The following is a 20,003-nucleotide window of genomic DNA, read 5'->3' as shown; positions in this document are numbered from 1 at the left end:
CCCTAACAGGTTTTTCTTTCACCTATATAGTTTCTTTGCCTCCCCAGCTATCGCTTTTCAATACTCTCAGATATTCATCAATTGCAAAAGTATTCGATCGGTATAATTAACTGGGTATATTTAACTAATTGGCGTTCTGAAAATAGTTACTCGAGTGCTAAATCGTATTAACTACTACGAAATATTGATGGAAACCACGAATATACGGTATCCAAATCGGTCGTATCAAAAGTGAAGACGAGAGATACAAAAAGTTACAAAATATCAAAAGTTAAAGGCTTTTTAAAGCCCTATCGATCGACGTGAAGAATTGATATAGATCCTCCCAGTTCCTCGATTCGTATACCAAAATGGTAATTGTGCCGGACAAAAATTGTTGTGCGGTTTGCTCAGTGAGTCGATCGACCCGATCGACTGCCTATCCAAAAAAAGTCACCTCTTCAAGGATAAAAATTATGGTTCACGCTCGCGAAATTTCCGAAACGGCTATTGCTCCTTTCTCTCTTCCTCAAAATGGAGTAGCAGCAACCGAATTACGCCCTTGGGGTTCCTTCACGATTCTAGAAGAAGGCCCGAGATATAAAATTAAGCGGATTGAAGTTAAGCCCGGACATCGCCTCAGCCTCCAGATGCACCACCACCGCAGCGAGCACTGGATTGTCGTCTCCGGTACCGCTAAAGTCACCTGCGGCGATAACCAAGAAATCGTCTACAGCAATCAATCCACCTACGTCCCTCAAGGAACCTCACACCGCCTCGAAAACCCCGGTGTCATTCCCCTGGTTTTAATTGAAGTGCAAAATGGGGAATATTTAGGTGAAGATGATATTGTTCGTTTCCAAGACGACTACGCCCGCCACGAATGAGCGAGTCATTGGGCGCGGTTCCCCTCGAAAAGGCTACTAACTACTTTAAAATAATTGTCAGGGCGCACCGCAATGCGCCCCGATGTATTTGTATTTGGCGTACTATTAGTAGTTACGGGTGAGAAAGTAGAGCAAGCCTGCCAAAAGAGCTAGCACGATAGGACCAGCAATCGTAGCAATAATAAAAGCTTTGACTCCAGAGACAAAAGCGGCTACGACGGAACCAATGTAAGGAATTCCGATAAAGAGAGTAAAGGCAATAATACTCGATCGATTCCACTCAATATCGAGTGTGGGGAACTCTTCCTTACCTTCAAGTTGCTTTTTGTCAACTCGCATCCTCCGGTGTTTCCACTTAACTCTGGGAGCAAACTTTTTAAAGCTATCTTTAAAGAGACTTCCACTACTAAAATTTTTTTTACCAACTGAATTTTTCGATTCTTGGAAAGCTTTCTGAGTACTACTAAATTCCTCAACTACATTTAATTCGAGACTTGGTTTTGGCATTGCAGCCTTGAGTAGTTGCTGTGTTTTTAGATTATCTGGCTGTAGGTTATTGGCTTTTCTAAAATATTCTAATGCCTCCTTAGATGACCCTTTTTGTTGAAAAATATCTCCCAATTTCTGGTAAGCTTCAGCAATATTTGGGTCAATTCTCAAAGCGGTTTCGTAATGAGTGACCGCTTCGTCAAGTTGCCCTAGTTGAGCTCGAGCACTCGCCAACTTCATTTGAATTTGCGCTCCCCACTCGGGTTTGAGCATCAAAGCTTGGTGGAAGTATTCTACCGCCACCCCAAATTGACCTCGTTTTTCTAGAAGCTCCCCTAATTTTACGTGAATCTGGGGTAGCTCGGATTTACGTTTCAGGGCTTGGCGATAAGCATCGACTGCTTCATCAATTCGGTCTTCTTCACTTAAAGCATTACCCAAATTGATGTAGACATTTGCCGGTTGGTTGGATTTTAGTTCGATAGCCTTTTTGTAGGCAGCGATCGCTCCGTTAGTATCTCCTTGTTTCTGCACTGCCTTAGCCAGCTTTAAGTAAGTTCCAATGCGGTCGGGTTTAATTTCAACCACTTTCTGGCAATACGTAGCGACCTGCTCCCATTCTTGGTGATTTTCATGAATAGTAACCAGTTGAAGCAACGCTGGAACGTGATTTGGTGAAGTCTCAACCACCTGCTGCAACAAAAGATAAGCTTCATCAAACTTTCCTTCTTCTTTGAGCTTTTTAGCACAGTCGAACTTTTCTTTTGTCGCCACATGAGAAGATGGTGTTAACATAGTTGTTATTTTATCTCGAGCTATATATTTGGATTTTCTATAGACTTAGCTATTTTAAGAACTTCTTTGTAAACTCCTCTCCAGTCGCACTCATAATTACTCGCTTGGCTGGGTTTTTCTATTACTCGACCTCGTAGACGAACTTTATCGTCAATATCAACAACATAACGCTCGGGAACAAAAACAGGTACGATACCATTTTCTCGTTCCCAAGTACCAGGCTTAGAGAGAAGAGGTAGTTTTAGTATTGTTGTATTAGTATGTACTACACCAGGTTTATTAGCAGTCCAGCCTACTTTATGTTGAATTGTGCCATGATGAGTTAGATAAAAATCAATATTATGTGCCCATACTATACTTTCATATAAAGGACACCCAACTGTATTATATACTTTAACAGTTGAAGGTAACAGTGATGTTATCTCTTGGACAATTTTCTGCTCTCGACTAATAATTTCTTGCCATTGCAGGTTTACCTTTTTTTTGTCAGTTCCTGGAAGAGAAAAACCATCAATGACTACGGCAAGTTCGGGAAATTCGTTCAATAAATTTTTAATTATTTTTACAACGCCATCGACTTGAGAAATCCACGTTCTACTTCCCGTACGAATTGAAACCCAAAAAAACGGAAAATTTTTCTTCCTGCTCTCTTTTATTTCCATCAAAAAAGATTTTGGACATCTTTTTTGAGCAGATTTATATACTCGACTAGCTAGTTTTTCTTTAATGAAATTGTGTCCTAAACTAATAACAAAGTAATTGTTTTCTAAAATTTTGTATGATACTTCTTTACGAGTCAAATTCTCTATTTTATCTGGAGGTATTTCTGGAAATATATCGCAAATAAAACCTAATGGCTCATTAACAACTAAAAATTTATCTATTTTTGTTAAACAATTAGATTCATATAATTTATAAATTCCCGATAGCTCATTCCATAAATGATGTGCAAAATGACGGCTTTTTACAAGAACAACTGTTTGAGGATTATCTTTGCACAGAGTATACTTTAAAACTCGATCCCAATTACTTACTATAAAAGACTTTAGCTTATTAATATTCTGAATAAGGTCAACTTTCTTGGGGAAAAGAGTGATAATTAGATCGGAGCTGGGAAAGTAAAAAGCTGCTTTCTCAAGCCATACATCTCCAGTAATTAAGTAAAAGACTTCACTACTGACAAAGCGATAAAAAAGATAACCTTCAGAAAAAAATATAGATTTGTTAGAAGAAACATGTTTTCCTGTTTTTGGACATATAGCAGTAATATATCCTTCTTCTGCCATCGATACTTGAAACTTAGTTGCTTCAAGGACTCGACTGTAGCTTCTTCTATTTTGTTTAGAAAAACTCTTATTATTTTTTTCTTTAGAGAGCTTTGATTGTCTAATGATGCTCGATAAATTTAAATCTAAATAAGTTAATGAAAATCCGAGATTTTCAAGATAAGTTTTACTTAGCGCATCTAACTTATTAATATTAATACTTTGATATTGACTTATATTTTTGAAATATGATTCGATTTCTATCTCAGCTCTATCGTTTTTTACAGGGAAAGTGTAATTGTTGTCAAATGATTTTTTTAAATTAACTTGATTTATATAATTCCAAGCTTCTAGGTAAGAAATTTCGTTTTTATTCATGTTAAAAAGTGACTTTTTTAACTTGACCATTTCACTTCAATAACTGTGCTTTAAATTTAAAGCACGTATTTTTCTAAGGATTCCAATCTAACTTTATATTCAACAATTGTTCTAGTTTTTGGTTATGAGATTCATAAAAACTATATAATTTAGATATTAGATTTTCATCTATCTTAGAATAAGATCCTGAATTTTTTTTAGAATACTGAATTAATGGATATTCAGATAAATTTAAAAAATCAAAAACTTGGTTCATTACTTTACTTGCATTCTTACTTAAATCTTCAGTTTTCAAAATCAGGAATTGCTCCTTACTGAAAAAACTCATCCATCTTCTTAAAAAATAGAAATATAATCCGTGAACTATATAAGATTTACATTTCGCGTTCTTAATAAATGCTTGTGAATTTTCTTGCAATTCTAATTCTTCCAGTTCTGAATAAAATACTTCTTCTATTGAACGATTTTCCCAACCGGTTCTTACCCAGTGATGATATTGTGAAATTGCTCGTTTAACTGGGTCTCTTAACATAATAATAAGCTTGACTTGTGGAAAAGAGTTGAAAACAAGCTCTTCAACACCCGAAGTATAAATATAAGGAGTACTTGCTTCTCCTGTAATAAAAACATTTTCTTCTGGAACTGGAGGAAAATGAGATAAGTACCAGCTTTTTTCTGACTCAGATAAATGTAGGCTTACATTTGGGGAAGTTTTTCTATTTTCGTGAATTAACCGACTCAAACAACATGGCTCTTTTTGAACGGAGGGTAAGATATGAGGATGCTGGATCATGTAGTCATATAAAGATGTAGTTCCACACTTCATCACACCAATTACTAAAAAGTTTGGATTTTCATACTTACTATTATTCCAATGCCGCTCTGTAAATTCCGGATTAGACTTTTTTACTTTGCGGTACATCGCTTTCTGAAAACACAAGACTGATTCAGAAAACTCACCTTGTTTTCGTAAAAAGTTTCCTAAACTGATGTATAATCGCGTTGCGGCTGGCTTTGAAGAATCAATACTATCAATAGCCTTTTGATATACTTGTTTTATTTGTAAAACTTGCTCGTGAGAAAGTTGATGACTATACTTATCTGACCATACTTTAAGAAATTTATAAATTTCCACAAAGTTAGGCTTACTCTCTAAAGATTTGACACAACATTGAATAACTTTATCAATTTCGCCTTGCTTAGTATAAACTTTACAAAGTTGTAAATAAGATTCATGAAGCTGAGGATAAAGAATTAAAGATTTTTCAAAAGATTCAATTGACTCATTGAGCTTACCTTGTTTAAATAAGACATTAGCTAAATTATAGTAATGCCATGGATTATCAGGCTGCTCTTTAGCTGCTTTTTTGAAGAATAAAACACTTTCATCTAACTCGCTTCCCTCCACGCTCAGTTGCAATATAATTTTTCCAAAAAAGTGATAAACTTCTTTATTGGAACTAACTTTAAGCTCAATGGCATTACGATAAGCTAGCATTACATTACTTATTTGACCTTGTTTACGTAATAGCTTTCCTAAGTTTTCATACGTCTTGATAAAAATCTTAGGTTTTATTTGTACGAGTTTTTGATATTCACAAATTGCTTCATTTAAGTTTTTTTGATTATCTAGTAATTCAGCTAACTGAAGGCGAAGTTTAGCATTATTTGGCTTTAAAGAAACTAACTTCCTGTAAACAGAAATTGCTTCATCAAAATCTTTATTGTCTATATAAGTTTCACCAAGTTTTCGGAGAACTTTAACAAACTCAGGAGAAATATTAAGAACTTCCTTATATTTTTGAATTGCCGAACTTAATTGACCTTCGTTCTTAAGCTTATTTCCCGAGCTTACTAGAGATTCAATTAATTCTTGCTGATTCGCTAATTTCATAATTTTAAATACTATTTCAAAACCATCATTTTTTTATTAATAATGGCTTGTGTGACTTTTTCTGAGGTCTAGACTTTACGTCGTTTTAGTAACTATAAGTTGGTCGATTATAGCTAGTTAAAACGAGAAAGTTAGGATTTAAGTTTTACATTTCGTTAATCGCAGAATAATACATGTTTATTTCCAATTAAACTCTGTATTTGTGTAGTCTTCTAATTTCTGGTTATAGGGTTTAAAGAAATTAGAAAGAGTTTCCCGTAAATCATTACTCATTGGTGAATAAGATCGAGAATTATGCTTTTTGTATTCTAGAGTTGGATGGTCTGACAATCCTAAAAACTCAAATACATTCATCATCGTTAAGGCTGGTTCATTTTTTAAATTTTCGCTCTTCAATATCAAAAGCTGCTCTTGTGGAAAAAGAGACATCCATTTTTCTAGAAAATAGATATAAATTCCTCTCCCCAAACATCCTTTTTCTAGTTTTGTTCGATCGAGCTTTGGATCTGAAGAGCTGAGTATATCTTTCAACTCTTTCATTTCCGCTCTCATTTCCTCTTCAAAAGAGTGAAGATTCCTTCCTTGCTCAATATGCATATTGTACTGGGATAAAGCTCGATCGATCGGATTTCTTAAAATTAAAATAAGCTTAATATTTGGGAAAAGCTTAAATATTCGTTCCTCTACACCTAAAGTATTAAAATACCAAGGAGTTGCCTCTCCCGTAACAAATTCTGAACGCTTTTTAGGAATTGGAGGAAAATGAGATTTATACCATTTTTTTCCATAGGCGAAATCTCGGTTAAAGAAGTGTAGCTCTTTTTCCACTGAGGGTAAAACTTTGGGGTGCTTGTCTAAATAATTGCTCAGCGCCGTTGTCCCACACTTACCAACACCAATAATAATAAAATTAGGCTGACCGAGTTGTTTAGAGTTCCAATATTTTTGAACAAAATCTGGATGAGACGCTAAGTTTCTTTGATAACTTGCATTTTTATAACAATCGATCGCTTCCTCTAAATGACCTTGTTTTGTCAGTAAGTCTCCCAGTCTAATATAGCTATTTAGGGAAGCTTGTGGATGATTTTCGATCGCATGGCGATAACAAGCAATCGCTTCATCAAATTGAGAAGGCTTTATCCGAGCGTATTTTAAGCGACGATAAGGCAGCAAAAAGCTAGGATCGGTTTGAATAGCTTTGAGATAATGAGATATTGCCTCTTCTAAATGTCCTCTTTTTTTTAAAATATCTCCTAATCTGGCATACAAGCCTGCATTTTGAGGTTTACAAGATATAGCTTTCTCATAGCAAGAGATTGCTTCATCAAGCTGTCCCAGATTTTTGTGAATCTCTCCAAGTTCTCTCAAAACAGGAACAAGCTTAGGATCTAAGTTTAATGCCTTTTCATATTGCTCTATCGCCAGTGCAAACTGACCGTTACTCTTTAGTTCATCTCCTTTTTCTCTGAAAGATTGAGCTGTTTGGCTTTCTACTTTTAGCGACATAGTTAATTATTTTTCTATCTACATTAGAATCTACACTAGTAGGTTCTTTTTTGTTTTACCAGTCGAATTTCATATTCAAACGCTCTTCTAACTTTTCATTATACGGGACGAAAAAGTCAGATAAGGTCTGATATACATCTTCACTCATTGGAGAGTAAGATCCGGAGTTATGTTTCTTATATCGGGGAAGCTGAAAATCGGGAAGTTCTAGAAATTGAAAAACTTGCTGCATTGTTTCGGCTGGCTGTTGGCTTAAGTCCTCATTCCTTAAAATTAATATTTGTTCTTTAGGAAACAGTGCAAGCCATTTTTCTAGGAAACAAATATACAAACCCATTAGCAAATTACCTGTTTCCGTTTTCCAGTAATTCTCTCGATTGGTTTTCGTTACATCTGGCAGTGATTGTAAAACTTTTATTTCTGAGGCGATCGCCTCTTCAAAAGAACGATGTTCCCGACCCAGTTTTACATTCATACTGTAATGAGAAAAAGCTCGATCGACTGGATTTCTCAAGATAAGAATTAATTTGACATGAGGTAATGATTTAAAAATTCTCTTTTCAGCACCACCACTACTAAAATACCAAGGAGTTGCTTCTCCTGTTAAAAACTTTCGATTTTCGGGGATTGATGGAAAATGAGCTTTATACCAATCTAGTCCCGCTTTAAAGTTTTTACTAAAGAAATGAAGTTCTTTTTCAATTGAAAATAAAACTTTAGGATGCTGTTCGAGATACTTTGCAAGGGCGGTGGTTCCGCACTTACCAACTCCCATAATGATAAAATCGGGTTCGTTGAGATTTTGGAAATCCCAGCCTTTTTTAACAAGCCGAGGACGTTGTTTCTTTATTTTGTTATAACTTGCTTTTCTATAGCATTCAATTGCTTCCTCAATCTTTCCTTGTTTGGTTAGAATATCTCCTAATCTAATAAAAATTTCAAATGGGAGATCGGGATTTTTCTCAATTGCATCATAAAAGCATTGAGTGACTTCGTTAAAGTGGCTGGGGGGAACTTGAAAAAACTTTAGTTTTTGATAAGGAGACGGTAAATCTGGGTTAATTTCTATAGCTTTAAGATAGCAAGGCAGTGCTTTGTTAAACTGCCTCTTCTGAGTCAAAAGATCTCCTAAGTCTAAATACAATTTAGCAGGTCTTTCCGGATTCAATGAAATTGCTCTTTCATAAACTGCGATTGCATCATCCAGTTTACCTTTCTGGCTCAGCATTTTGCCAAAATCACGGAACACACCAGGTGGTTGCTCTGGCTTCAACTCGATCGCGTCTTGGTAAGCAACTATTGCTTCCTCAATTTGATTTTGTTGCTTTAATGCCTTAGCCAAATTGATATATGCTCGTGAGTTTTTAGGTCTTAACTGAATAATTTGTCGATAGCAAGATATTGCTGTGTCGAGTTCTTCACTTTCTTCGCAAGCTATAGCTAGCTGTTCCCACCCTCGTACAGAACTGGGTTCGAGATCGATTGCTTTTTTGTATTGCTCGATTGCTTCTTTAAAATTGCCTTGAGCTGAAAGCTCGTTTCCTTTCTCTAAGTTAGACTGACCTGCTTCTAACTTCATTGGTGAGGGCATGTTTTCGAATACTCCGTTTGTATTTCTCAAACTTATTTTGAAGAATTTCTTGTTATTTTAAATTTAAACGACCTTAGATAAGACAATACTTTTGAAGTATCACCAATCTCATGACTTGAAAAAATTTTATATTGACTGTTTCTCGCCTATTGTCAAGTCTTCTTGATTAGATTAATGTGGGTCGGTTGAACTTAAATGCACCGTGTTTCTTTTGAGAAGCTTAGCACAGAATTATGAAATTGACATGCACACAATCTTAAAGATTGCAAAACAAAAAGCTCAGTGTTTTTTCGCAAAAAATTCATTTGAACTTCACAAAAATATCAGCAATATCACTTAAGTCCAGAACGGTTTTCTGGGTTTTCCGACTGCGTTGAATCAATTATCGGTATAATATGAGCGGTTTTTGGATCGAGATTCCCCTCACGTGTCGAGCTGCAATATGGGGCAACATATCCTACTGTATACAGACGATTTAGGCATTGGCGGAGTCGCCCAGTTCAACCACTCGCTACTTTGTCACTTCGCGAGTTTGGGCTACTGGCTGACTCACGTCTGCGCTAAACTCAACAGTCCCCTTATCCAACGAGAACGAGAACTTGGTATCGCGCACGTAGAGTTAGCATCTCATGTCGGACAAGATCGACTTCGCACTCTCAAGGATATCCAAAGCCCACAAACGATATTCTCTCAAACACAACCCGACCTAATAGTCTTCAGCGATGGTTGGCCGTTTTCCAATTTTGCTGCCAAACAAGCAGCGATCGCCTTGGGTATTCCCTACATTATTATTCTGGGGTTTATCGAAGGCTCCTGCATTAACCTATCTTACGGTGATGGCGTTCCCTATCCCGAGATTGCAACCTATCAGTACAGCCGTGCCAAAGCCGTCGTTGCAGTTGCCCAGGAAAATCTGAATCTCCTGCATCAACTCTTCAAACTGCCGCCAACCCTAGGACAGGTTATCTACTACGGTCGCCCTGCCGAATATTTTACAGCTCCCGATTCTTCAGTACGTCAGCGGTTGCGCCAAGAACTCAGTATTCCCACGGATGCAGTGGTCTGTTTTACTGCCGCGCGGATGGAACCCCTCAAAGGCTATCAGTACCAAATTGCTGCTATTCGAGAGTTGCAGCAAACCCAAACTTGGTCAAAACTTTATTTTGTTTGGGCCGGAAGCGGTTCGGAATGTCTTTATAATAACGAGCAAGAACTCAAAGATGCCGTGGCCCAGTTAGGCGCGAGCGATCGCGTTCTTTTTCTCGGACAGCGTTGGGACATCCCCGACTGGTTGGATGCGAGCGATATTTTTATCCTCCCTTCTATCGCTGAGGGAATGCCTCTTTCAATAATGGAGGCGATGGCAAAAGGGTTACCGGCGATCGCATCTGCTGTTAGTGGCGTACCCGAAGAACTCGGTGAAACGGGAAAGTTGCTCGCCAATCCCAATCGCGATCCTCGTGCAACGATTCGGGAACTTGCAGCCACAATTGAAACTTGGGCCAATTCTGATACTGTTCGCCAATCGGCAGGACAAGCCTGCAGAGAACGTGCCGAACGACTCTTTCGGCAAGAGCGCATGCTGGCTCAGTACGGCGAAGTTATTGAAGGTGTGCTATCCTCCAAGCTAACTGGTTCAAACGGTATTGAAGTATTCGACTCAGCACGAATACAAGAGTTGGAACGACGCTTGGACTACGGTTTCCGAGTTTGGGAAGCGTGGGATGCTTATCGGCAAGGGAACTATCCGGAAATGGCTCACAACCTGCGAAAATCTTGGCAGCGCACGCCGTTTTTGAGAACGCAAACTTTTGCCAATTGGGTGCAAAGCTTCAGACAGTTTGCCGATTCGCGAGGCGAACAATTTAACGCTCGAACCCTCAGTCAACTTCCGGAATGGAATCAATTGCTCGATACGCTTTAGTCCGAATTAGAGCAATAACTGCTCGTCTACTTTTTTCCAAAATGCATTAGGACATTCAATGAAGTAACTTTAATGGCTACTCCAACAATCGCACCTTCTTCTATATCTAGTATGACCTCGGCTGAGAATTTCGAGGTTCGCTTCAAACCTAAATTTCTCGAACAGTTACCCAAATCGGTTGATAAGGTCGCACTTCTGGCGACTACTGAATACGAAGGAATTTTTAAAAATGGAGGAATTGGGACGTATTATGCGACCCTCAGCCGCAAACTGGCTGAAAAGGGGTGGTATATTATTTTGCTCCTGTTTCAAACCAAGATCGAGTTTAAAGGGGAATCAAATATTCCCGCGCTGAAACACATTTTCTCAGCTTATGAAGCGCAGAAACTTCTAGAACTTCAACCCACCCATTTAGCACAACTTTCTGAACTTCAAGAATGGGATTGGTTGGAGTATGAAAACTACAGCGCCTTATTTTTTACGCAAGCCATTGCCAATCATTTCCAAGATTCGACCGTCTATGTTGAATTTGCAGAAATGTGCGGACTGGGACATTACACCATTCAAGCGAAGAAATTGGGCATCCTGGGATCGCACTGCATTACTGCGGTTACCATGCATAGTGGGCAGGAATGGATTTACCAAGCAAACGGCAAGTATATCATCGACGCGCCGGACTGGTATCGTCAAGCTTGTTTGTTCGAGCAACTCTCCTTTGAAAATGCCGATTTAGCATTTTTCTTATCTCATTTTCTCAAAGCCAAAGTAGAAGGTTTCGGCTGGAAAACCGATCGCGCTCTCTATTTACCTTATTGTTTTCCAATTATGGAAGAGTTAATGGAGGATAGCCAAGATTTAGAGTATCCGAAGCCAGAACTTGAAGCGGGCAAAATTCCGATCGCGTTTTTTGGACGCTTGGAAGAGCGCAAGGGATTGCAAACTTTTATCCAGGCAATTCAATCTTTAGATGCAGAACTGGCTCAAAAAATTCATATTGTTTTTTGCGGCAAAATTGTGAACCTCTATACTGAAGCGCTAAAACATCTCAACAGCCAAGAGTATATCGATCGAGAATTGGGCGAATGGTGCGACTATAGCATTATGAATGGGTTATTCAGCAAGCAAGCTGTTAAGCTCGTTAGCGAACTACCAAATGCAATTGTATGTCTGACAAGTCCGGAAGAAAACTTTCCTAATAGCTCTCTAGAAATGGGGCAGTTGCCGATTAGTTTAATTGCTTCGGCAACGGGTGGATTTCAAGAAACATTGGGGTTAATCGAACGAACGGATTGCGTACGGTGGTTCCAACCGAAAAACTCTCATTCTCTTGCCAAAGCGATCGCCCAAGCTATTGGTGCATATCCCGAAACACCGAAGACACCCGATCGAGAATTTTTAAAAAGTGTCAATCAACATTTACTAGAGAAACGAATTGAATATATGGAATCGGCTTAAAATTTAGAACCGGTCGCTTTATCTGTCTAATTTTATCGCTGTCTAATTTCTAGAATTATTACTCCGATGTCTCAAACCGAAGACTGGCTTTCTCATTTGAATTCATCCGATGAATTCGAAGTGCGCTTCAAGCCCCAAATCTTAGAGAAATTTGCAAAATCTGCACCCAAAATTGCCGTTCTCGCATCGAATGAGTACGAAATTATTTCGAAAAACGGTGGTATTGGCACGTACTACACTGCACTGAGTCGCAAACTTGCCGAAGATGGATGGTACGTGATTTTACTCATTTGCCAAAACGAGCGAAAATTTGAAGGAGATTCGCAAATTCCAGCACTGGCACATATTTTTTCTCCTTTAGAAGCGGTAGATGTTCTAGAGCTCAATCCCATTCATTTGGAAATACTAGAAACCGCACGTCAAGATTCGGTTGGAGTTTGGTTTGACTACCAAAGCTTTTGCTGTTTCTTGCTGGTTAGAGCGATCGTTTCCCAATTTCCAGATTCGCTGGTTTATGTGGAGTTTGCGGCAATTTGGGGGTTTGGCTATCGCACGATTCAGGCAAAACATGCCGGGTTGTTGGGGCAAAAATGTTTGACAGCAGTTACCACCCACGGCAGTTTTGAATGGCTGCGAGAAATTAACCGCCGATACGTGGTAAATAATATCCCGTGGTTGTGGCGCTCGTATCATTACGAACAAGTGTCTTACGAGCAAGCGGATTTAACCTTTTTCCCGTCCTATTTCTTGATGGAAAAGGAAAAAAGTTATGGCTGGCGAGCGCCCCACGCCCAGAATTTGCCGTACTTCATTCCCCACATCGATCTGACGACAACACCCGATCGCATCACCGAGTTGCTTGAGGGGGAATTGAAAACCGATAAAATTTGCGTTATCTTTTTCGGGCGATTGGAAGAACGCAAAGGTCTGTGTACCTTTGTTGAGGGTATTAAGCAGCTCGAACCCAGTATTTCCGAAAAGATTCAGGTCATTTTCTTGGGTAAAATCGTCTCTCTCGAATCACCCAAGCTGAGTCATTTAAACAGTCAAGAATATATCGATCGAGAATTTGGCAATGAAGTGCCGTACAAAATTTTTACCGATTTCTTCTCCCAAGAAGCAATTTCCCTAATTAACGGTTTATCCCATCCGATTGTCTGCTTAACAAGCTTGCAAGAGAATTTTCCCAACACTGCCTTAGAAATGGGGCAGATTCCCATCAGCATTGTCGCTTCCGATACGGGAGGATTCCGAGAAACTTTGGGATTGCTGAGTCGAACCGACTGCGTACGCTGGTTTGAACCGGGAGACTCCCATTCCTTTCGCGAAACTATTGCCGAAGCGATCGCCGCTCATCCGGAAACCCCATTGGTTCCCACGCGAGAATCTTTTGATGAAGTCGATCGACGTTTACTCAAACAGAGGCTAGAATTTATGGATGAAAAATTGACTATATCGAAAGAACCCTCGAACCCCAAAGTCACGATCGGCATCACTGGCTTTGAACCCGACGAGAGCTTCCTACAGTGTTTGGTAAAGCTCGATCGACAGACGTATCAAAATTTAGAAGTTCTGGTGCTGTATCAGACTTCTCCTGAGATGGAGACAGCAATCGCCACCGCACGGGAAAAATTCCCCAACTATCAATTTATTGAGTCTGACGAGAATCTGAGTTTGGGGGCAGCATATAACCTGCTGGTGGAACTGGCAACTGGCGAGTATTGCCTACATTTCCTCACTCACAATACTGCCCTACCGTTTATGGTGGAAAAGTTTGCCGAAGCGGCAGTCTCTGCCGATGCCGATGCGATCGTGGCATTGCAAATGAAAGTTGGCAGCCAGGTAAAAGCTGTTAATTTGATGGAATGTTCGCTGCTGAAGTTGTTGGAGTTCGATCGCGATCGAGATGTGTGTGCTCTCTTTTCCAAACAACTGCTGACTGAATTTAAATATTCTGAAATTCGGGAGCTGCAAGCGGTCAATTGGCATTTAGTTGCTGCGGCGATCGCCACGGGTAAACAAATGGCTTACTATCCTTATCCTCTGTATTTATCCCAAGATAATCCCCAATTTGCGATCGACCTTGCCGACTGGCCTAAGGAACGGTATTATCTACGTCAATATCTCTCCCAAATCGACTCCTCCAAGTGGGCACAGCGGCAACTTAACTTGTTACTTTCAGGGATGGAACAACTTCTCCAAGGGGGGCAAAGTCACGCTCAAGTCCAAGAAGTTCAAGGGGCACTAGATTGGCAGAAAGCTGAAGCAGAGAAGTGGAAGGCACAGATGCAAGCTTGGATGGAAACAGCTTATCTGATGCAAGATGAGATTGAAATGCTTCAAACTCAAGAGTTTGCAGTGGAAGAAGTTACAGTGCAGTAGGCAAGATTCAAGTCGATCGAAAACGCCCCGAACTTATGAGTTCGGGGCGTCCTAATTTTGAGTGTGAAATCTTTTTTTTGCTACTTCCAATTGAAAGAGCGACCTAAGTACTCTTCCAGCTTTTGATTGTGCGGTTTGTAGAAAGCTGATAGCTCTTGCCTCAACTCTTCTTCAGCCGGGGAATAAGACCCCTTATTGTACTTTTTATAATCTGTGAGTTGATAATCGGGCAATTCCAAAAACTCGAAAACTTGCTGCATTGTCTTCGCCGGAGCGCTATAGAATTCTTCACTTTGAAAAATCAAAAATTGCTCTGGTGGAAAGACGTTCATCCACTCTTGGATAAAATAAACATACAGACCCAGCCACAAGTAACCTTGTTGATTTTTCCAGTACTGACCCCCTCCTTTCAGTCGATCTTGTAGTCCTGATAGTGCTTCAATTTCATCGTGCATCGCGTCGTGCAGCGATCGCTTTTCACCGCTGTATTTGCGATTGTTGTGGTAATGGGAGATCGCTCGATCGACGGGATTTCTCAGAATGGCAATGAGTTTGGTATTGGGAAATTGCTCTAATAAACGAGTGCGAGTCTCATTATGATTGAAATAGCTGGTGCTGGCTTCTCCCGATAGAAAATTAACCTTCCCTTTGGGAGTGGGTGGAAAATGAGACAGATACCAGTCTAATCCTCGCTCGAAGTTAATGAAAAAGTCGATTTCTTTCTTAACCGTTTGCACGATTTGAGGATGCTCGACCATGTATTCATAAAGCGATGTCGTCCCGCACTTTGCCGCTCCAATAATGATAAAATCCGGGCCATTAACTTTAGCCGAGTTCCAATATCGATCGACAAAATCCGGGTACGCTCGCTGAACTTTACGGCGAAGAGCAGTTTGATAGACGCTCGCCGCTTCCTCCAATCGATTCCTTGCCGTTAAAGCATCACCCAGGTTGAGAGAAACCCAAAATGTATTAAATCCCAGCTCGATTGCTTTTTGGTAGCAGGTAATGGCTTCGTCTAAAAAGCCTTCATCAATTAAGATTTGCTTGAGTTCGCGGTTGTACCAATAAACGTGATTGTGAGTTAAAGCATTGCCTAAATCTTTATAATAGACGGAATAATTAGGCCTGAGCTTCGTCGCGCGCCGATACGCCACTGCACCTTTTTGATACTTGGCCTGACTCACGTAAAATTCCCCAAGTTTGGCAAACGCGTCGCCGGCAGCTTGTGTTTCTCCTAGATCTTTCAATACATCACCCATCACTTGATAGGCAATTTCTACATCTTGATTTAATTCGATCGCTTTTTTGCATGCTGCCAGCGCTTTTTTTCGCTTCCCCTCTTGATAGTAGTTTTTGGCAATTTGGCCGTGAGTTTCAACAATATTAGAAGTCATTTATGTAATTTTTCCTAAACAAAGTTCATGGCTTTTGAGCTACAGCGTTTCTAAATTGAGAGTTTGGGTTGTAGTCTCACAGCTTGACGGTAATAAATACTGGCTTCGCGAACGTTGTTTTCAAAAACCAGAATATCGCCCAACTTTTTGTGAGACCAAGAGAAGCTAGAATCGATCGAGATCGCTTTTTGAAAAGACTCTTTTGCCTGCGAAAAGTCTTCCCGATTGAACAACACGACTCCCAAATTTTGATAATGCCAGAATGAAGGTGTCGGATTGGTTTCGATCGCCCGACGATAAAACTCGATCGAACGCTCGGACTTATAATCCTTCTTGACAAGGGCGTCGGCAAGATGGTGGTAGTACCAGCATTGACCGGGATCGAGTTGAGTCGCCCGATGATAGCACGATATCGCCCGATCCGAATCGTTTTGGCGCTCGAACATCTTTGCCAGCTCGAAATAAACCTTTGCTTCCTCAATACCCACCTGGATTTTTTGGTAAAACTCCGAATCGATTTCCAGAGCGCGCCTGAAGGACGCAATTGCTTGCTCCGACTGCCCTTGCAGGGAAAGTACTTCCCCGAGATGGTGATGGGCAACGCTGACATTGGGAGCCAGTTCGATCGCTCGCCGATAGCAAACTGTCGCATCGGTCAACTGACTTTGCTGTGCCAAAACCTTACCCAGCTCGATGTGAGCTTCGACAGCATCAGGTTGAATCTGCAGCGCCATCTGGCTAAAAACGATCGCCTCGTCCCAGTTTCCCTGTCTTTCTAAAGCACGAACTAATTGCAAATGAACGTTTACATCATTGGGCGTAATCTCTAGTATCTTATGATATAACTCGATTTGGTCGGGATTGGCTCGAGCGGCCTGATGGTAGGACTCCAGGGCTTGCTGCGAGTAATATTCGAGCCGTTTTTGGAATAAATCGCCCAATTTTTCCGACAATCCGGCTAGCTCGGGATCGAGTTCGATCGCGCGGCGGTAAGCCGAAGCCGCATCCTCCCACTCTCCCAGTTCTGCTAAGGCATCTCCCAAGCCGCAATGCGCCCACGCCGCATTGGATTTGAGTTCGATCGCTTTTTGATAAGTGTCTCGGGCCCCTTGCCAATCTTCTGCGGCAATTAGAGCCACTGCCAACTTTTGGTAAGTGGGGACGAATTCCGGTTCGAGTTCGATCGCCTTGCGGTAGCAATCTGCTGCTTCCGCCCATCGATCGAGTTTCTGATAGAGCTGTCCCCAGTTGCGGTATACCAGTGTAAATTTCGGATCGATCTGCAGAGCAGCTTGGTAATGGGCGATCGCATCTTCGGGCTGGTTCAGTTCGGCACAGATACTCCCCAAATTCGCCCGCACGTAGGCCAGTTCTGGCTTGAGGGCGATTGCCCGATTATAAGCCTGCCGAGCCTCTTCGCAATCTCCTTGGGTGCAGGCAATATTTCCGAGTATGGCATGGGCTTCGGCGGCTCCTGGTTGAATATCCAGCGCCCGCTTGCAGGCATCTATTGCTAAAGGCCATTCTTTGCGGTTGTAATGTTTCTGGGCCTCTTGAAGAGCTGCCTTGACTCGGGATTGATGCTCGGTGCTCGGTGCGGGAGAGTCGATTGTCAGGGTTGTCGCTCGATCGTTTTTTTCTTGCGGCTGGTTCATGTAGAGCTGCATCGCTTGGCGATAGTACCGAGCGGCTTCGTCGGATTTTCCTTGTTGGGTGAGCGCTTCGGCAAGATTCTGACAGGCGGCAAACAACTTGGGATTGAGTTCGAGAGCCTGACGGTAACAGAAAACCGCCCGGTCGAGCTGTTTGTAGCGAAATAGGATATTACCCAACTTCAGGTATTGCTCTACCCCCACACTGCTCGGATTTAGTTCGCAGGCACAGAATGCGCATTCGGCGGCTTCTCGTTCTTTCCCCAGTTGCTGCAACACTTTCGAAAGGCGATCGTAGGCTCCAGCAAAGTCGGGTTTGAGGGCGATCGCCTTTTGATAGCGCTCGATAGCTTCTGGCCACTGTTTGGCTTGAGCGGCTAAGTTTCCCAAATTGGCGTAAGCTTCTGCATAAGCCGGATCGATTTCGATCGCTTTAAGATACCATTCCCGTGCCTTCTCAATATCTCCGCGAGAGCGAGCGATATTCCCCAAGGTTTTGAACGTGGGAACGAAATTCGGATCGATGTGCAAGGCTTCCTCGCCCGCCTGGGTGGCTTCATCGAGCTTTCCTTGAAATAACAGTGCTTCGGCCGCTTGCTGGCGACTGGCTGCAATTTTTTCGGGTTTGTTTTCAAGTCCCGGACGGTCGCCGTTTGTCGGATTTCCAGCGGCTTCTTCTAAGGACAATCGCATTCCTTGGCGAGCGTAAATGGCGGCTTCTTCCGATTTACCTTGTTTGCCCAGGGCGCGGCTCAGGCGTTCGTAAACGCTCTGCATTTGAGGAGCCAACTCCAGCGCTTGACGGTAGCAAGTAATTGCCTGGGTGAGTTGACCGCGATCGAACAAACGATCGCCCAATTCCAGGTGTTCTTCGGGTTGAAATGCGTTCGGTTCGATTTCGTAAGCTCGGTAAGTGCAATCTATGGCTTCTGCATCTTTTCCAAGCTGGTGCCAGACTTTTCCTAAGCAATCGTAGGCTCCGACAAAGCCCGGATCGATTTCGATGGCTTTGGTATACCAACGAATCGCTTCGAGCCACTGTTTTTCCCCAGCAGCTAAGTTCCCTAAGTTAGCATAAGCTTCTTGATAGTCGGGGTCGCATCCGATCGCTTTAAGGTACCATTCCCTGGCTTTCTCGATTTGTTGTTGCGATCGCCAAATATTTCCGAATACTTTATAAGTGGGCGCAAATTTGGGGGCGATTTCGAGTGCTTTTTGGCACGCGGAAATCGCTTCTTCAAGCTGGTTTTGGGAAAGCAGGGTTTCTGCTTTTCGGGCAAGTGTTTCTGCTGTCTGTTCGGCGCTGAGAGTGGCTTGCATGGGCTTTACAACGAACGCTTCTAAAGGCCTGGGTTGGATTGGTTTTACTATACCAATTCTTTCCAAAATTTTCCGTAAGGTATCCAAATTAATTTGAATATCTTCTGTCATGGAATTGGGATACATCAGTTGGCGCATTGGATAGCACGTAAAGATCTCTCCTCGTAGATAATAGTGATTGAGATGGAGAAGTTGACTGATTGCTCCGAAATAATGTCGGAGATAGTTCGGTGAAACAATTTCGACAACCGATGTTTGCGGTTGGCAAAAAATAATGTTGGTTAAACCACTTCCGTGAGGGGCAACGACCGCCTTTACTTGCGAAAATAGGTGGATTTGCTCGTCTAAAGAGAGTTCTTCTAAATAAACCGAAACAAATCCGTATTCTTTTAGCAGTTCGAGAACTTCAGCTTCATTAAAAAGATGGCGATATCTCGTTTTAGCTCGACTAATATAAATTCTTTCTGGAGTTTCTGAGAGTCGATTTATTTTAGGTAAAAACGTTTGTCTGAGAAATTTAACAGACTCAGGAGAAAGCCAGCTAAAATGACTGGGTAAAGAGGGAACTAACAGACGATCGGCTCGAACATGAGGGTGGCGATCGCTTTCGATAATTTTGTTTTCCGGAATCCCCAAATGTTGCAAGCTTTCTTGTTGAAAAGGCTGCCGACATTGATTGACTAAAAATTTATCGATGCGATCGAAGTCGAACCCACCCCGTCATAAAATTTCCAGCCGGGGGAGAACGTCCACCATCCAGTGAAAATAAACGTTTGCTGACAATGCGGTGACGACGGCAACAGTTCCTTCAATTTCCGTCAGGGGAGGCAACTCATCGATGCGAAAAATCCGGTGTTGCCGAACATCGTGGCGATCGCAGCCGGGAAGTTGACCGGGATACTCCGGCGACACGTCAGCCAGGAGATAATTATCGGGGGTGACAATGGCCGTGGTTTCGCACATTTGCCACCAACTCGTTTGGGGCATCACCCACGCTCGTCCCTGGGGAATTGTCGCCACGAAAGTTTCGGGAGATTCTATGTCATAAGAATTGCTGCTACACCGGAGAACCCCCCCACCCAAATCCGT

11 protein-coding genes and 1 pseudogene are annotated in these 20,003 nt (G+C 41.6%); 4 read left to right on the top strand and 8 right to left on the bottom strand.

Features of this window, described 5'->3' with window-relative positions:
* Positions 1–455: 455 nt before the first annotated feature.
* A complete protein-coding gene (locus tag IQ235_RS02295) occupies positions 456–866 on the top strand; it encodes a phosphomannose isomerase type II C-terminal cupin domain (RefSeq protein ID WP_264319881.1) in 411 nt (136 codons plus the stop codon).
* 105 nt (positions 867–971) lie between these two features.
* Here the strand turns inward: IQ235_RS02295 and IQ235_RS02290 are convergent, their stop codons facing one another.
* The 5 genes from IQ235_RS02290 to IQ235_RS02270 form a co-directional block, all read right to left on the bottom strand.
* Complete coding sequence (locus IQ235_RS02290; protein ID WP_264319880.1) at positions 972–2,150, bottom strand: tetratricopeptide repeat protein; 1,179 nt, start codon at positions 2,148–2,150, stop codon at positions 972–974.
* Between the two features lie 20 nt (positions 2,151–2,170).
* Positions 2,171–3,793, bottom strand: coding sequence for a hypothetical protein (locus tag IQ235_RS02285; RefSeq protein WP_264319879.1), 1,623 nt, complete (start codon positions 3,791–3,793; stop codon positions 2,171–2,173).
* A 73-nt stretch (positions 3,794–3,866) separates the two neighbouring features.
* Positions 3,867–5,687, bottom strand: coding sequence for a tetratricopeptide repeat protein (locus IQ235_RS02280; protein WP_264319878.1), 1,821 nt, complete (start codon positions 5,685–5,687; stop codon positions 3,867–3,869).
* A 177-nt stretch (positions 5,688–5,864) separates the two neighbouring features.
* Positions 5,865–7,193, bottom strand: coding sequence for a tetratricopeptide repeat-containing sulfotransferase family protein (locus IQ235_RS02275; RefSeq protein ID WP_264319877.1), 1,329 nt, complete (start codon positions 7,191–7,193; stop codon positions 5,865–5,867).
* A 55-nt stretch (positions 7,194–7,248) separates the two neighbouring features.
* Positions 7,249–8,784 (bottom strand): tetratricopeptide repeat protein, encoded by a 1,536-nt coding sequence (locus IQ235_RS02270; protein ID WP_264319876.1) that lies wholly within the window; start codon positions 8,782–8,784, stop codon positions 7,249–7,251.
* 442 nt (positions 8,785–9,226) lie between these two features.
* On the opposite strand from IQ235_RS02270, the gene IQ235_RS02265 reads away from it, so the two are divergent.
* The 3 genes from IQ235_RS02265 to IQ235_RS02255 all read left to right on the top strand — a co-directional run bounded on the left by IQ235_RS02265 (position 9,227) and on the right by IQ235_RS02255 (position 14,545).
* Complete coding sequence (locus IQ235_RS02265) at positions 9,227–10,708, top strand: glycosyltransferase family 4 protein (protein ID WP_264319875.1); 1,482 nt, start codon at positions 9,227–9,229, stop codon at positions 10,706–10,708.
* 72 nt (positions 10,709–10,780) lie between these two features.
* The gene (locus IQ235_RS02260) at positions 10,781–12,163 is read left to right on the top strand and encodes a glycosyltransferase family 4 protein (protein WP_264319874.1); all 1,383 of its coding nucleotides are present in this window, start codon (positions 10,781–10,783) and stop codon (positions 12,161–12,163) included.
* A gap of 66 nt (positions 12,164–12,229) precedes the next feature.
* The gene (locus IQ235_RS02255) at positions 12,230–14,545 is read left to right on the top strand and encodes a glycosyltransferase (RefSeq protein ID WP_264319873.1); all 2,316 of its coding nucleotides are present in this window, start codon (positions 12,230–12,232) and stop codon (positions 14,543–14,545) included.
* An 80-nt stretch (positions 14,546–14,625) separates the two neighbouring features.
* Here IQ235_RS02255 and IQ235_RS02250 read toward each other — a convergent pair whose 3' ends face one another.
* From IQ235_RS02250 to IQ235_RS02240, 3 genes and pseudogenes are all read right to left on the bottom strand, one after another.
* Positions 14,626–15,942 (bottom strand): sulfotransferase domain-containing protein, encoded by a 1,317-nt coding sequence (locus IQ235_RS02250; protein ID WP_264319872.1) that lies wholly within the window; start codon positions 15,940–15,942, stop codon positions 14,626–14,628.
* 50 nt (positions 15,943–15,992) lie between these two features.
* Positions 15,993–19,559, bottom strand: a complete 3,567-nt coding sequence (locus IQ235_RS02245) for a tetratricopeptide repeat protein (RefSeq protein ID WP_264319871.1) — start codon at positions 19,557–19,559, stop codon at positions 15,993–15,995.
* 75 nt (positions 19,560–19,634) lie between these two features.
* Positions 19,635–20,003, bottom strand: a pseudogene (locus tag IQ235_RS02240) (tetratricopeptide repeat protein); the annotation flags it as partial.

Source organism: Zarconia navalis LEGE 11467, assembly GCF_015207075.1.
Lineage (GTDB): Bacteria > Cyanobacteriota > Cyanobacteriia > Cyanobacteriales > Geitlerinemataceae > Zarconia > Zarconia navalis.
Note: the sequence above shows the minus strand (reverse complement) of the source record. Positions and strands in the feature narration are given on the sequence as shown.

Bases quoted from the DNA above. Each gene is read 5' to 3' on its own strand.
- IQ235_RS02250 (WP_264319872.1), bottom strand. From the start codon at position 15,942: ATGACTTCTAATATTGTTGAAACTCACGGCCAAATTGCCAAAAACTAC.
- IQ235_RS02275 (WP_264319877.1), bottom strand. From the start codon at position 7,193: ATGTCGCTAAAAGTAGAAAGCCAAACAGCTCAATCTTTCAGAGAAAAA.
- IQ235_RS02260 (WP_264319874.1), top strand. From the start codon at position 10,781: ATGGCTACTCCAACAATCGCACCTTCTTCTATATCTAGTATGACCTCG.
- IQ235_RS02270 (WP_264319876.1), bottom strand. From the start codon at position 8,784: ATGCCCTCACCAATGAAGTTAGAAGCAGGTCAGTCTAACTTAGAGAAA.
- IQ235_RS02255 (WP_264319873.1), top strand. From the start codon at position 12,230: ATGTCTCAAACCGAAGACTGGCTTTCTCATTTGAATTCATCCGATGAA.
- IQ235_RS02280 (WP_264319878.1), bottom strand. From the start codon at position 5,687: ATGAAATTAGCGAATCAGCAAGAATTAATTGAATCTCTAGTAAGCTCG.
- IQ235_RS02265 (WP_264319875.1), top strand. From the start codon at position 9,227: ATGGGGCAACATATCCTACTGTATACAGACGATTTAGGCATTGGCGGA.
- IQ235_RS02285 (WP_264319879.1), bottom strand. From the start codon at position 3,793: ATGAATAAAAACGAAATTTCTTACCTAGAAGCTTGGAATTATATAAAT.
- IQ235_RS02295 (WP_264319881.1), top strand. From the start codon at position 456: ATGGTTCACGCTCGCGAAATTTCCGAAACGGCTATTGCTCCTTTCTCT.
- IQ235_RS02290 (WP_264319880.1), bottom strand. From the start codon at position 2,150: ATGTTAACACCATCTTCTCATGTGGCGACAAAAGAAAAGTTCGACTGT.